The sequence below is a fragment of the Aeromonas sp. S13(2024) genome (genome assembly GCF_041402405.1).
Taxonomy (GTDB): Bacteria; Pseudomonadota; Gammaproteobacteria; order Enterobacterales; family Aeromonadaceae; genus Aeromonas; species Aeromonas veronii.
In genome coordinates, this window is the sequence record NZ_JBGLRA010000004.1 from 250,220 (window position 1) to 264,388 (window position 14,169).

The 14,169-nt window shown below is 57.1% G+C and carries 12 protein-coding genes and 2 tRNA genes; 5 read left to right on the forward strand and 9 right to left on the reverse strand.

What is annotated here, in order from left to right:
- The first annotated feature begins 2 nt into the window (after positions 1-2).
- From ACB042_RS08730 to ACB042_RS08750, 5 genes are read left to right on the forward strand one after another with little or no spacing between them, the layout of a single operon-like run.
- Positions 3-572: a chemotaxis protein CheW gene (locus ACB042_RS08730; protein WP_043822812.1), complete on the forward strand. Its 570-nt coding sequence runs from the start codon at positions 3-5 to the stop codon at positions 570-572.
- Between the two features lie 43 nt (positions 573-615).
- Entirely contained in the window at positions 616-2,370 is a 1,755-nt protein-coding gene (locus tag ACB042_RS08735; protein ID WP_371178247.1) for a methyl-accepting chemotaxis protein, read from the forward strand.
- A gap of 57 nt (positions 2,371-2,427) precedes the next feature.
- Positions 2,428-3,231 carry a protein-glutamate O-methyltransferase CheR gene (locus ACB042_RS08740; protein WP_040068586.1) on the forward strand — a complete coding sequence of 268 codons (804 nt, stop codon included), beginning with the start codon at positions 2,428-2,430 and terminating at the stop codon, positions 3,229-3,231.
- Positions 3,232-3,234: 3 nt separating this feature from the next.
- The gene (gene cheD / locus ACB042_RS08745) at positions 3,235-3,726 is read left to right on the forward strand and encodes a chemoreceptor glutamine deamidase CheD (RefSeq protein WP_005349556.1); all 492 of its coding nucleotides are present in this window, start codon (positions 3,235-3,237) and stop codon (positions 3,724-3,726) included.
- Entirely contained in the window at positions 3,723-4,781 is a 1,059-nt protein-coding gene (locus tag ACB042_RS08750) for a chemotaxis response regulator protein-glutamate methylesterase (RefSeq protein ID WP_005338795.1), read from the forward strand. The genes cheD and ACB042_RS08750 overlap by 4 nt, the downstream gene beginning before the upstream one ends.
- 98 nt (positions 4,782-4,879) lie before the next feature.
- Here ACB042_RS08750 and pnp read toward each other — a convergent pair whose 3' ends face one another.
- The 9 genes from pnp to ACB042_RS08795 form a co-directional block, all read right to left on the reverse strand.
- Entirely contained in the window at positions 4,880-7,027 is a 2,148-nt protein-coding gene (pnp, locus tag ACB042_RS08755; RefSeq protein ID WP_042080647.1) for a polyribonucleotide nucleotidyltransferase, read from the reverse strand.
- Between the two features lie 167 nt (positions 7,028-7,194).
- Entirely contained in the window at positions 7,195-7,464 is a 270-nt protein-coding gene (rpsO, locus tag ACB042_RS08760; RefSeq protein WP_005338797.1) for a 30S ribosomal protein S15, read from the reverse strand.
- 144 nt (positions 7,465-7,608) lie between these two features.
- Entirely contained in the window at positions 7,609-8,559 is a 951-nt protein-coding gene (gene truB / locus ACB042_RS08765) for a tRNA pseudouridine(55) synthase TruB (protein ID WP_005338798.1), read from the reverse strand.
- A 1-nt stretch (position 8,560) separates the two neighbouring features.
- Positions 8,561-8,998 carry a 30S ribosome-binding factor RbfA gene (gene rbfA / locus ACB042_RS08770; protein WP_005338799.1) on the reverse strand — a complete coding sequence of 146 codons (438 nt, stop codon included), beginning with the start codon at positions 8,996-8,998 and terminating at the stop codon, positions 8,561-8,563.
- A gap of 55 nt (positions 8,999-9,053) precedes the next feature.
- Positions 9,054-11,747: a translation initiation factor IF-2 gene (infB, locus tag ACB042_RS08775; RefSeq protein WP_005338806.1), complete on the reverse strand. Its 2,694-nt coding sequence runs from the start codon at positions 11,745-11,747 to the stop codon at positions 9,054-9,056.
- Between the two features lie 20 nt (positions 11,748-11,767).
- Positions 11,768-13,270, reverse strand: a complete 1,503-nt coding sequence (nusA, locus tag ACB042_RS08780; protein ID WP_005338808.1) for a transcription termination factor NusA — start codon at positions 13,268-13,270, stop codon at positions 11,768-11,770.
- A gap of 14 nt (positions 13,271-13,284) precedes the next feature.
- Complete coding sequence (gene rimP / locus ACB042_RS08785) at positions 13,285-13,743, reverse strand: ribosome maturation factor RimP (protein ID WP_005338809.1); 459 nt, start codon at positions 13,741-13,743, stop codon at positions 13,285-13,287.
- Positions 13,744-13,909: 166 nt separating this feature from the next.
- A tRNA-Met gene (locus ACB042_RS08790) sits at positions 13,910-13,986 on the reverse strand.
- 92 nt (positions 13,987-14,078) lie between these two features.
- Positions 14,079-14,163 (reverse strand) — tRNA-Leu (locus tag ACB042_RS08795).
- Positions 14,164-14,169 lie beyond the last annotated feature (6 nt).

Below are 14,169 nucleotides of genomic sequence, written 5' to 3' on the forward strand. Positions count from 1 at the left end.
CCATGCATACATCCACCGACATCACGGTGCCATCAGCGGCCGCTGACGAGAGCAGTGGCGATGCCCAGTACCTGACATTTCTGATCAACAACGAGATGTTCGCCATCAATATTCTGGGGGTCAAAGAGATCATCGAATACGGCAATATCACTCCGGTTCCGATGATGCCGGGTTTTATTCGCGGCGTAATCAACCTCAGAGGAGCAGTAGTGTCGGTCGTAGACTTGAATGCCCGTTTTGGCAATGCTCCTTCGGTCATCACTCGCCGCAGTTGCATCGTCATTATTGAGGGGATGGCCCCGCAGGGCGATGAACCTGTAGGTCAGGATATTGGCGTTGTGGTGGATTCCGTATCGGAAGTACTGGGTATCCCACAAGCAGATATCGAGCCCCCACCCAGTTTTGGTGCCCGCATCCGGGCCGATTTCATCAGTGGCATGGGCAAGGTCAACGGCAAATTCGTCATCCTCATCGATACCGGGAAAGTGTTGTCACTCGATGAGATGGCTCAACTCAACGAACTGGCCCAGCCACAGGCAAGGTTGCCACAAGGCAACCTGCAACCCTCCTGAACAGGCCTCCATACTCCACGACATGCAGCATAAGGAAACGCTCATGACCCAATCACTCTTAGGAAAACTCTTCGGAGACAATGCCACCGAAGTGAGGCAGCGGACCCTGTTACTCGACGCAATCGGCCAGCTGCAACACGCAGTCCTGGCAGAGCAGGTTCCAGCATCACTCGATCTTTCCGGTATGGACAGTCCCTTTCGTGAAGTAGGACATGCCATCAACGAGGTGGTCACCTTGCTCAGCGACAAGCTGGAACAGAGCCGCAACGACATTAAAAAGAATCAGATTTTGCTCCATGAGAACCAGCTGGTTCGCAAAGCACTCGACTGCGCCAGCACCAACGTGATGATTGCCGATACCAACCTCGACATTATCTATATGAATGAGGCAGTGACCGGCATGCTCAATCAGGCTGAGACCGACATCAAGAAAGAGCTATACAGCTTCAACGCCAATCAGCTGATGGGCGCCAACATCGACAGCTTTCATAAAAATCCCGGCCATCAGCGCGCCATGCTGGCCAAACTCAACAGCACCTACCGTACCCAGATCCAGCTGGGGGGGCGCACCTTCTCCCTGATCGCCAATCCGGTCTTCAACGATACCGGAGAACGGTTGGGATCCGTGGTCGAATGGGCCGACAGAACCAAGGAGGTAATGATAGAGAAAGAGATGTCCGACATTGTGCAGGCCGTGATCAATGGCGAGCTGCACCGCAGGATGGAACTTGCTGGCAAGAGCGGCTTCTTTCAGGCGATGGGAGAAGGGATCAACCAGATTGCCGAAGTGATCGACAGCACCCTCAACGACGTCATCCGGGTCGTGCAATGTCTGGCAAAAGGTGACCTGACCCAACAGATTGAGGCGGACTACCCCGGCGTGTTTGGCACCACCAAGGATGCGCTCAACAAGACCATCGCTTCGCTCACCAACATCGTCACCGAAGTGCGCGGCGCCTCTGACAACCTCTCCAGTGCCGCCGAGCAGGTAAGCGCGACCGCCCAGTCGATCAGCCAATCCAGCAGTGAACAGGCCTCCAGCATGGAGGAGACCAGCGCCTCCATCGAACAGATGAGCGCCAGCATCAACCAGAATACCGACAATGCCCAGGTCACCGATGGCATGGCCAGCAAGGCAGCCAAAGAGGCCGTAGAGGGAGGAGAAGCGGTCAAACTAACAGTGGATGCCATGAAGCAGATCGCCAGACGGATTGGCATCATCGATGACATCGCCTACCAGACCAATCTGTTGGCACTCAACGCAGCTATCGAAGCGGCGCGGGCTGGCGATCACGGCAAAGGCTTTGCTGTAGTGGCGGCGGAGGTGCGCAAACTGGCCGAACGCAGCCAGGTGGCAGCACAGGAGATTGGTGAGCTGGCCTCCAGCAGTGTCGAGATGGCAGAAAAAGCAGGTCGTTTGCTGGATCAGATGGTTCCTTCAATCAACAAGACCTCGGATCTGGTGCAGGAGATCAGTGCCGCTTCGGTTGAGCAATCCACAGGTGTCAGCCAGATCAATCAGGCCATGAACCAGCTGAGTCAGGTTACCCAGCAGAACGCCTCTTGCAGCGAAGAGCTGGCTGCCACGGCAGAAGAGATGAGCAGCCAGGCGGAACAGCTACAGCTGGCCATGGAGTTCTTTACCCTGGAGGCCCATGCCAAAGAAGGTAAAGCAGCCACCTCGCATCTTCACCCCAATACCCGAGGTCGCTTTATGAACGAGAGCAATGCCAACAGTCGGGAACGAGCCGCCACAGTCCAACGCCCCATCGGCGATGGCGATTTTGTCCGGTTCTAGTCACGGGAGAGGCGTTGCCTCTCCCATCTCCGACAACACAGGTAGAGGGACTGTTTTTTGTATCAAACCCAGCTGCATGATGATGAGTTCTCCCGTTTCCAACGCTGGCTTCATCAAACGGCGGGGATAGAGCTGTCTCCAGCCAAGAAGGCGCTGGTAGCCAGCCGCCTGGCGAAACGGCTCTGCCACTATGAGCTGGACAGTTATGACGACTATTTCCAGCTCATCATGAACGATCGCAGCAGCGAACTGCAGCTGGCGCTTGATCTGCTTACCACCAACGAAACCTACTTTTTCAGGGAGCCCAAACACTTCGAGTTTCTGACGCGGGAGATAGTCTCAGCGCTCCCGCCCGAGCAACCACTACGGGTCTGGAGCGCTGCCAGCTCATCCGGCGAGGAGCCCTACAGTCTGGCCATGACCCTCGCGGAAAAACGCAGCACCTTCAACTGGGAGATCCTGGCCTCCGATATCTCGTCCCGGGTGCTGGAACAGGCGATGAGCGGGCGCTACCCCATCGAGCGGGCGCAAAATATTCCACTGCCCTTTTTGATGAAATATTGCCTCAAGGGTGTGGGCCTGCAGGAGGGCATCTTCATCATCGATCGCAAGTTGCGGGACAAGGTGCAGTTCATGCAGATCAACCTCAATCAGGATCTGCCGGACATCGGCATGTTTGACGTCATCTTCATCAGAAACGTGATGATCTACTTCAACAAGGAGACCAAAGGGCAAGTATTGCAGCGGCTGGTACCCAGACTCAAACCCGGTGGCTACCTGCTGGTGAGCCACGCCGAGAGCCTGCATGGCCTGCACCACGGCCTGCAGCTTGTCTCGCCTTCCATCTATCAGAAGAGATAAGTCATGACTCGGGAGGTGATCCTGCAACCGGGAGAGCTCTTTTTTGGCAAGGAGGATGTGGTGGTCAGAACCGTACTGGGCTCCTGTATTGCCATCACCTTGTGGCATCCGGAGCAGAAACAGGGAGGAATGTGTCACTACATGCTGCCAAGTCGGCGCAATCCCTCAACCAAGCTGGATGGGCGCTATGCCGATGAGGCCCTCGCCTTGCTGCTGCAAGCGGCCAGTCACTATCCCGCCCCCATCCATGAATATGAGGCCAAGTTGTTCGGGGGTGGCAACATGTTTACCGAGCCTCAATACGCACAGAGCGACAACAATGTCGCCGCCAAAAATATTCAGGCAGCCTGGCAGCTGACCCGACACCTTGGCCTTGATATCAAGGCTCATCATCTTGGCCATAGCGGCCACCGAAGCTTGCTCTTTGAGCTCAGCAACGGCAGTGTCTGGCTCCGCCATCATCGTCTGCCACATCAACGGGAGTCGCGAGAATGAAGCAGATCCGGGTCATGCTGGTGGATGATTCCGCCGTGGTCAGACAGGTATTGCAAGCGGTACTGGAGCAGGAGCCTGATATCCGGGTGATCGCCACAGCATCGGATCCCCTGTTTGCGCAGGAAAAACTGAAGAAAGAGTGGCCTGACGTCATCGTGCTCGATGTGGAGATGCCCCGTATGGATGGCATCACCTTTCTCACCAAGATCATGGCAGAGCATCCAACCCCGGTGGTGATCTGCTCCTCCCTCACCGAAAAGGGGGCCGAGACCACCTTGCAGGCAATGGCTGCCGGCGCGGTGGACATCATAACCAAACCGACCATGGGGATAAAAAGCTTTCTGCAAGAATCTGCCCACGACCTGGCCATGGCGGTACGTGCCGCGGCCCAGGCCAACCTCAAGCGCGTGGGCAAGCCCTCCTCTGTACCAGTCAGCACCAAGCTCAACGCGGATGCCATGCTGGCGCCCAACCAGCACGCCATGGCACAAACCACCGAGCGCCTCATCGCCATCGGCACCTCGACCGGCGGCACCCAGGCGCTGGAAGCCGTGCTGACTGCCTTGCCCCGGGTCAGCCCCGGCATCGTCATCGTGCAGCACATGCCGGAGAAATTTACCGCCATGTTTGCCGAGCGGTTGAACGGGGTCTGCCAGATAGAAGTGCGGGAGGCGAGAAACAATGACCGGGTGATCCCGGGGCTGGCACTGATTGCCCCCGGAGGCAAGCATATGCTGCTCAAACGCAGCGGTGCCTACTATCACGTCGAGGTAGTCGACGGGCCGCTTATCAACCGCCATCGCCCCTCGGTGGATGTGCTGTTTCGCTCCGTCGCCAAATATGCCGGCAAGAATGCCACCGGCATCATCATGACCGGCATGGGGGATGACGGTGCCCGGGGATTGCGCGAGATGCTGGATGCGGGTGCCAACACCTATGCCCAGGATGAGGCATCCTGCGTGGTCTTCGGCATGCCAAAGGAGGCGATCAAGCTGGGAGCTGCCCGCCATGTGCTTCCCTTGCAAGAGATGCAATACGCCATCCTCGGCAAGTAATCCCTTATCGCGCGTTTTGACCATAAAAAAGTCCAGCTCCCATTGGGGAGCCGGACTTTTAACATCAACCTGAACCGATCCGGTATCAGGCGAGCAGATTACTCTGCAGCAGGCGCTTCTTCAGCGGCCGGAGCGGCGTCAGCAGCAGGTGCAGTTGCTTCGGTCGGAGCGTTCGCTTCCTTGATGGAGAGACGTACGCGGCCCTGACGGTCCACTTCCAGTACCTTCACCTTGACCACGTCACCGATGGTCAGGTGGTCAGCCACGTTCTGCACGCGAGCGTCGGTGATCTGGGAGATGTGTACCAGACCATCTTTGCCCGGCAGAATGTTGACGAATGCACCGAAATCGGCCAGACGAACAACTTTACCTTCATAGATGCGGTTCACTTCGATCTCGGCGGTGATAGCCTCGATGCGACGGATCGCTTCCATGGCTGCTTCGTTAGCCACGGCGGAGATACGTACAGTACCGTCATCATCCAGCTCGATGTTGGTGCCGGTCTCTTCGGTCAGCGCACGGATCACGGAACCACCCTTACCAATCACATCCTTGATCTTCTCGGGATTGATCTTGATGGTGTGGATACGCGGTGCAAAATCGGAGATCTGGGCACGCGGAGCCTGGATAGCTTCGTCCATCACTTTCAGGATGTGCAGACGAGCGCCACGAGCTTGCTTCAGAGCAATCTCCATGATCTCTTTGGTGATGCCTTCGATCTTGATGTCCATCTGCAGCGCGGTCACACCTTCGGTGGTACCGGCAACTTTGAAGTCCATGTCGCCCAGGTGATCTTCGTCACCCAAGATGTCGGACAGCACGACGAAACCTTCTTCTTCCTTCACCAGACCCATGGCGATACCGGCAACGGAGGCCTTGATCGGCACACCGGCATCCATCAGCGCCAGAGAGGAACCACAGACAGACGCCATGGATGAGGAACCGTTGGATTCGGTAATTTCAGAGACCACGCGCACCACGTACGGGAACTCGGCGGCGCTCGGCATCACGGCAGCAACGCCGCGCTTGGCCAGACGGCCGTGACCGATTTCACGACGCTTCGGGCTACCCATCATGCCGGTCTCACCGACGCAGTATGGCGGGAAGTTGTAGTGCAGCATGAAGCGATCGGCACGGTTACCGGTCAGCTCGTCGATGTTCTGGGCGTCGCGCTCGGTCCCCAGAGTGGCGACCACGATGGCCTGAGTTTCACCACGGGTGAACAGGGCAGAACCGTGGGCACGGGGCAGAATACCGGTACCTACGCTCAGGGCGCGGATCATTTCCGGATCGCGACCATCGATACGCGGCTCACCACGTACTACGCGACCACGAACGATGCGGCTTTCTAGGCTGTGGAACTCTTCGCCGATCTTCTTGGCATCTTCTTCCACGCCGGAAGCGATAACTTGCTCAACCACACGGCCCTTGATGGCCGCGATGGTTTCGTAACGAACTGCCTTCTCGGTGATGCGATAGGCTTCACCCAGTTCGGCGCTCGCCAGCTCGGCAACCTTGGCTTTCAGCGCTTCGTTGACGGCAGGCGGAGTCCAGTCCCACGGCTTGGTGCCGACGGCAGCGGCAAACTCGTTGATTGCATTGATCACGGTCTGCATCTGCTCGTGACCGTACACCACGGCACCCAGCATTACCTCTTCGGAGAGGATGGCCGCTTCGGACTCAACCATCAGTACCGCGTTGGCAGTACCGGCAACCACCAGATCCAGATCGCTCTGCGGCAGTTCGGTGGTGGTCGGGTTCAGCACATACTGACCGTTCATGTAACCCACGCGAGCAGCACCGATCGGGCCACCAAACGGGATACCGGAGATGGCCAGTGCAGCAGAGGCACCGATCATGGCAACGATGTCGGGGGATACAGCCGGATTCACGGACATTACGGTCGCAACGACCTGAACCTCATTGAGGAAGCCTTCCGGGAACAGCGGACGAATAGGACGGTCGATCAGACGGGAGATGAGGGTCTCGCCTTCGCTCGGACGGCCTTCACGACGGAAGAAACCACCCGGGATACGACCAGCAGCATAGGTACGCTCCTGGTAGTTGACGGTCAGCGGGAAGAAATCACGGCCATGATCGGCCTCTTTCTTGCCGACTACGGTCACAAATACGCAGGTATCGTCCATGCTGACCATAACGGCCGCAGTGGCTTGACGGGCCATCACACCGGTTTCCAGAGTGACGGTGTGTTGACCGTACTGGAATGACTTTACAATAGGATTCACGTGAATTTCCTTTTTACAATTTGGCTCTTTAAATTCGCGCACAAGTATACTTGATTCGATGCAAAAGGTAAGCGGCGACGCAAATTCTGTGAGGCAGGCAACGGCTTGAAGAGCAATAAAAAAGGGGAACCTGACGGTTCCCCTTTTTCGCGAAATCTGATGGTCGATTAACGACGCAGACCCAGCTTGGCGATCAGAGCAGCATAACGCTCGGAATCTTTACGCTTCAGGTAGTCCAGCAGCTTACGACGCTGGGAAACCATGCGCAGCAGACCGCGACGACCGTGGTGGTCCTTGGAGTGCTCTTTGAAGTGACCTTGCAGATGGTTGATCTGGGCAGTCAGCAGGGCAACTTGCACTTCGGGGGAACCGGTGTCGTTGGCGCAACGAGCGTTGTCAGCAACGATTTGAGCTTTGATCTCAGCATTTAGAGACATGGTAATACTCCAGTAGAGTGTTTAAAGGTTCACAGCCAATCTCTAATTCAGCCGTGAAATGAGGGCGGTATCATAATCGTCCCCGCCCCTTTTCGCAACGATAAAGAGGCGAAACGGGAAAGACGCGCTGATACCGCCTGAGGATCACTCCTCGTCGTGATAACGCACCAGTCGCTTGGGAGCGACGCGGCCATCATCATCAATCTCGCCAACCCCGATGAACTCGCGCTCCGGACCGACAGTCATGCGAACCTGACCGCTTTGCGGCGCACCCGCTACCTGCACGGCCTGGCCCTGATTCACATAGGCAGCCACAACCGCCAGCATGTTCACCTCGGGCAAGCTTGCCACGGCGGTGTCCATCGGCAGCAACAAAGGATCCAGCTGCTCGCGCGGCGGGATGCTCTCGGCCTTGGCCTGCTCGAAGATGCACTCGAGTTGCTCCAGAGTCAGCATCCGCTCGTACGGATAGCTGGCCACCTGGGTACGGCGCAACTGAGTCACGTGGGCACCACAGCCCAGCACTTCACCCAGATCATCCACCAGAGAGCGGATGTAGGTGCCTTTGCTGCAGTGCACTTCAAGGCGCACTTCATCACCTTCAAAGCTCAGCAGTTTGAGCTCGAATACGGTGATGGGACGGGCTTCTCGCTCGATCTCGATGCCTTCGCGGGCATATTCGTAGAGCGGACGGCCGTTGTGCTTGAGCGCGGAGTACATGGAGGGCACCTGCATGATGGGGCCACGGAACTGGTCCAGCGCCTCGATCAGGGTACCGACAGCCACGTTCACCGGACGGGTGGAGACCACCTCACCGTCGGAGTCGCTGGTGTTGGTGCGCTCGCCCAGTTTGGCGGTCACCTCATAGCGTTTGTCCGCTTCCAGCAGATACTGGGAGAACTTGGTGGCCTCGCCGAGGCAGATCGGCAGCATGCCGGTCGCCAGCGGATCCAGTGCGCCGGTGTGACCGGCCTTGGCGGCATTGTAGATGCGCTTGACCTTCTGCAACACATCGTTGGAGGTCAGGCCGGTCGGCTTGTCCAGCAGCAGAATGCCGTGCACATCACGGCCCTTGAAACGACGTCTTCGGGTCATCTCAGGCTTTATCCTCAGTCGTGTCATCCGGTGCGGATTCAGCTTCTTCGTCACGGCCGGATTCGGCCATGCGACGCTTGTCTTCACGCACAGTGTTGGTCACCAGGTTGGAGAGACGCATCCCCTCGACCAGAGTCTGGTCGTAGTAGAAACGCAGCTCGGGCACCACGCGCAGACGCATGGCACTGCCCAGCAGACTACGGATATATCCGGCTGCTTCGGTCAGACCCTGCAAGCCTTCCTTGATGCGCTCGGCATCATTTTCCAGCTGCAAGAAGGTGACGTAAATCTTGGCATAGTTGAGGTCACGGGACACTTCCACATCGGAAACGGTCACCATGCCGATGCGCGGGTCTTTCACCTCGCGCTGCAGGATCAGCGCAATTTCACGCTGGATCTGCTGTCCGACCCGACGGGTCCGGCTGAATTCTCTGGCCATATTCTATCCTGCGATAAAAGGGGGCCGCGGCCCCCTATTTTGTCTAACTCTCGGCTTACAGAGTCCGTTGGATTTCAACAGTCTCGTAAACTTCGATCTGGTCGCCTTCGCGCACGTCGTTGTAGTTCTTGACCGCGATACCACACTCGTAGCCGTTGCGAACTTCGTTGACGTCATCCTTGAAGCGGCGCAGGGATTCCAGCTCGCCTTCATAGATAACCACGTTGTCACGCAGAACGCGGATACGGTTGGAACGCTTGACCACACCTTCGGTAACCATACAGCCGGCAACGGCGCCGAACTTCGGAGACTTGAAGACGCTACGCACTTCAGCCAGACCGATGATTTCCTGACGATACTCAGGGGCCAGCTTGCCGCTCATGGCCTGCTTCACTTCGTCGATCAGGTCATAGATGACGGAGTAGTAACGCAGATCCAGGCTCTCGGATTCGATGACCTTGCGCGCAGATGCGTCGGCACGGACGTTGAAACCAACCAGGATGGCGCTGGAAGCAGCAGCCAGGGTCGCGTCGGTTTCGGTGATACCACCTACGCCGGAACCCACGATCTTCACCTTCACTTCGTCGGTGGAGAGTTTAACCAGCGCATCGCAGATCGCTTCCACAGAACCTTGTACGTCGGCCTTGATCACCACGTTCACTTCGGACACTTCGCCCTCGGTCATGTTGGCGAACATGTTTTCCAGCTTGGCCTTCTGCTGGCGAGCCAGCTTGACTTCGCGGAACTTGCCCTGACGATAGAGCGCCACTTCACGGGCTTTCTTCTCGTCACGGACAACGGTGGCTTCGTCACCGGCAGAGGGAACGCCGGACAGACCCAGAATTTCCACCGGCAGGGACGGACCCGCTTCCTTGATCTCGCGACCCAGTTCGTCACGCATGGCGCGAACACGGCCGTACTCGAGACCACACAGAACGATGTCGCCCTGACGCAGAGTACCTTCTTGTACCAGTACGGTAGCAACCGGACCACGACCTTTATCCAGGAAGGATTCGATCACGACGCCGTTGGCCATGCCGTCAACCACCGCTTTCAGCTCCAGTACTTCAGCCTGGATCAGGATGGCTTCCAGCAGGTCGTCGATGCCTTCGCCAGACTTGGCGGACACGTGCACGAACTGGCAGTCTCCACCCCAATCTTCGGACATGACGTTGTAACGGGCCAGTTCGGTCTTGACGCGATCCGGATCCGCTTCAGGCTTGTCGATCTTGTTGACCGCAACAACCAGCGGTACACCGGCAGCCTTGGCGTGCTGGATAGCTTCGATGGTTTGCGGCATCACGCCGTCGTCAGCTGCAACAACCAGAACAACGATATCGGTCGCCTTGGCACCACGAGCACGCATGGAGGTAAACGCCGCGTGACCCGGAGTATCCAGGAAGGTGATCATGCCACTGTCAGTCTGGACGTGGTAAGCACCGATATGCTGGGTAATACCACCGGCTTCGCCAGCAGCAACCTTGGCTTTACGAATGTAGTCGAGCAGCGAGGTCTTACCATGGTCAACGTGACCCATGATGGTCACGACCGGTGCGCGCGGCTTGGCTTCGGAGGTCTCGTCACGATCGGACAGTACCGCCTCTTCCAGCTCGTTCTCACGACGCAGCACAACCTTGTGACCCATCTCCTCGGCGACCAGCTGAGCGGTCTCCTGGTCGATCACCTGGTTGATGGTGGCCATGGCACCCATCTTCATCATCACCTTGATGACTTCAACGCCCTTGACGGCCATCTTGTTGGCCAGCTCGGCCACGGTGATCGTCTCGCCGATGACGACATCGCGGTTCACCACGGCAGCCGGCTTGTTGAAACCGTGCTTCATGGCGTTCGGCATGGCAACCTTGCCGCGCTTGCCTTTACGGGCACGCGGGTTACGAGAGTCGCGATCATCTTCACGACGACCGGCTTTCTTCGGTGCCTTGGCAGCTGCGGCAGTGCGGCGGCTGGTCTCTTCTTTCCGATCCAACTCGTCTTCTGCGGCTTGCGCATGCTTGTTGGTGGTCAGATGGTAGTCGCTGCTCTCTTTGGCGCGAGCGGCCTCTTCTTCAGCCCAGCGGGCTGCGTTCTGTTCCGCCATGAGACGAGCCTCTTCGGCTTTCTTCGCGGCGAGTTCTTCAGCTTTTTTCAAAGCTGTTTGTTCCTGTTGGCGCTTCAGTTCTTCTGCTTCGCGCTTGGCCATCTTTTCTGCCTCTTGCTGAGCTGTGCTACTGGCTGCTTTGGCGGGCTGTGAAGCCTGTCGAGCCTTTGATTGTGCCTCGATCCGCGCCTTTTCCTCAGCTTCACGACGAGCTTGCTCAGCCTCACGGCGAGCCTTCTCTTCAGCTTCGAGGCGAGCCTTCTCTTCGGCCTCGCGACGAGCTTTTTCTTCTGCTTCCAAACGCGCTGTTTCCTCGGCTTCCGCCTGACGCTGTTCATCTTCCAGCGCCGAGCGTCTTACATAGGTGCGAGACTTGCGCACTTCTACCTGCACTTCCTTGTTCTTGCCGCCAGTACCCTGAACACTGATGGTGCTCTTGGTCTTGCGCTGCAAGGTCATGCGGGCAGGAGCGGCGACCTCGTCACCTCCATGCTGTTTCTTCAGGTGTGCCAGCAGAGCCTGTTTCTCAGACTCGCTGACCATGTCGTCGGCCTTGCTCTTGCTGATACCGGCATCGACAAACTGCTGGAGAAGACGATCAACCGGTGTGTCGATGTCAGTGGCAAGTTGTTTGACTGATACTTCTGCCATTCATTTTCCTCCGTTTGATCTTACTCGGACTGCTCTTCTCCGAACCAACAGATATTGCGAGCAGCCATAATGAGCTCACCTGCCTTCTCGGCAGTCAGCCCTTCAATATCAGCAAGGTCATCGATACCTTGCTCAGCCAAATCTTCCAGGGTGCCCACGCCACGGCCCGCCAGAGCGTAAGCCAGTTCGCGGCTCAGACCGTTCAGATTGAGCAGCTCTTCGGACGGCTCAACGCCATCGAAAGACTCTTCTTTGGCCAGTGCCTTGGTAGTCAGGGCATCTTTGGCGCGCTTGCGCAGCTCTTCGACCATGTCTTCATCCAGACCGTCGATAGCCAGCAGCTCGTTGACCGGTACAAAGGCGATCTCTTCCAGGGTAGAGAAGCCCTCTTCCATCAGCAGACCGGCGAAATCGTCGTCGATATCCAGAGTGCTGGTGAACAGGTTCATGATGCGGTCGTTTTCGGCCTGGTGCTTGGCACGCATGTCCTCAACGGTCATCACGTTCAGCTCCCAACCGGTCAGCTGGGAGGCCAGACGCACGTTCTGACCATTGCGACCGATGGCCTGAGCCAGGTTGGCAGCTTCCACGGCGATATCCATGGTGTGGTTGTCTTCATCAACGATGATGGAGGCCACATCGGCAGGTGCCATGGCATTGATCACGTACTGGGCCGGGTTGTCATCGTACAGCACGATGTCGGCGCGCTCACCGCTCAGCTCGGCGGAGACAGCTTGCACACGGGCGCCACGCATACCGATACAGGCACCGATCGGGTCGATACGACGATCGTTGGTCTTCACCGCGATCTTGGCGCGGGAACCCGGATCACGGGCAGCGCCCATGATTTCGATCATCTCTTCACCGATCTCCGGTACTTCGATACGGAACAGCTCTTTCAGGAAGTCCGGGCTGGAACGGCTGACAAACAGCTGGGAACCACGGGCTTCCGGGCGTACTGCGTAGAGCAGGCCACGAACACGGTCGCCCGGGCGGAAGGTTTCACGCGGCAGCATGTCATCACGGAAGATCACGGCTTCAGCATTGCTGCCCAGATCCAGGATGACGTTGTCGCGGTTGCTCTTCTTGACCACACCACTGATGATGGTGCCTTCTTTATCTTTAAACTGATCAACTACTTGTGAACGCTCGGCTTCGCGCACTTTCTGCACGATAACCTGCTTGGCGGTCTGGGTAGTGATACGGTCGAAGGTCACAGAGTCAATCTGGTCTTCAACATACTCACCGATCTGGATTTCCGGCTGATCGATCTGCGCCGCTTCCAGGGTGATTTCCGCGTAGGGGTTCTCCATCGCGGCTTGATCCGCAATGACTACCCAGCGGCGATAAGTGTCGTAGTCACCGGTCTTGCGATCGATTTCGACCCGAACTTCAATCTCGCCTTCATATTTCTTCTTGGTCGCAGTCGCCAGCGCGGTTTCCAGAGCCTGGAAGATCTTCTCGCGGGGTACCGCTTTCTCGTTGGATACTGCGTCAACGACCAGCAAAATCTCTTTATTCATATCCGATAGCCTCGTTAACCAAAGTTCGGCACTATGTTCGCTTTTTGGATATTGGTGAAAGCCAACACGTCGTCCTTACCATCTACTGTCAGGGTGATCATGTCGCCTTGCACAGCTTTGATTACGCCTTTGAACTTGCGGCGGTTGTTTGTTGCCATCCGAAGCGTTACCGCCGCCTCTTGGCCAACGTATTTTTCGAAATGGGCAACCTTGAACAGGGGACGATCCAGGCCTGGGGAGGACACCTCGAGGTAGTACTCCTCGGTGATGGGATCTTCGACGTCCATGATGGCGCCAACCTGATGGCTGACCTCAGCACAGTTCTCGACAGTCACACCCTGCTCGCCGTCGATATAGACACGCAAGGTGGAGTGTTTACCCGCACGGATAAACTCAATACCCCAAAGTTCAAAACCCAAGGCAACGACCGGAGCCTCGAGCAGATCGGTCAAACGTTGTTCCAACGTAGCCAAAGTCACCCTCCGAAAAACAAAAAAAGGGCATAAAGCCCAGATAGATATCGATTCAGAGTAAATTGCACATAACAAAAAGCCCCGATGTCAAATCGGGGCTTGGCGCTTTACCCTGATTGTCGCCTCGCAGCGACCGCCTTCCTGAGCGTAGGAAATGCGTGAAATTTGGTTGCGGGGGCCGGATTTGAACCGACGACCTTCGGGTTATGAGCCCGACGAGCTACCATGCTGCTCCACCCCGCGTCCGAAATCGTGCGAGATTATAGCCACTTCACTCTCTCGATACAAGACTGACTGGCTATAATACACTCGGCTTCCCGAGCTCACTGCTTAATTGGTGCCGTGGGCGGGACTCGAACCCGCACACCCTAGAGCACTACCCCCTCAAGATAGCGTGTCTACCAATTCCACCACCACGGCAAAACT

Bases quoted from the DNA above. Each gene is read 5' to 3' on its own strand.
- ACB042_RS08730 (WP_043822812.1), top strand. From the start codon at position 3: ATGCATACATCCACCGACATCACGGTGCCATCAGCGGCCGCTGACGAG.
- ACB042_RS08735 (WP_371178247.1), top strand. From the start codon at position 616: ATGACCCAATCACTCTTAGGAAAACTCTTCGGAGACAATGCCACCGAA.
- cheD (WP_005349556.1), top strand. From the start codon at position 3,235: ATGACTCGGGAGGTGATCCTGCAACCGGGAGAGCTCTTTTTTGGCAAG.
- ACB042_RS08750 (WP_005338795.1), top strand. From the start codon at position 3,723: ATGAAGCAGATCCGGGTCATGCTGGTGGATGATTCCGCCGTGGTCAGA.
- rpsO (WP_005338797.1), bottom strand. From the start codon at position 7,464: ATGTCTCTAAATGCTGAGATCAAAGCTCAAATCGTTGCTGACAACGCT.
- truB (WP_005338798.1), bottom strand. From the start codon at position 8,559: ATGACCCGAAGACGTCGTTTCAAGGGCCGTGATGTGCACGGCATTCTG.
- rbfA (WP_005338799.1), bottom strand. From the start codon at position 8,998: ATGGCCAGAGAATTCAGCCGGACCCGTCGGGTCGGACAGCAGATCCAG.
- infB (WP_005338806.1), bottom strand. From the start codon at position 11,747: ATGGCAGAAGTATCAGTCAAACAACTTGCCACTGACATCGACACACCG.
- nusA (WP_005338808.1), bottom strand. From the start codon at position 13,270: ATGAATAAAGAGATTTTGCTGGTCGTTGACGCAGTATCCAACGAGAAA.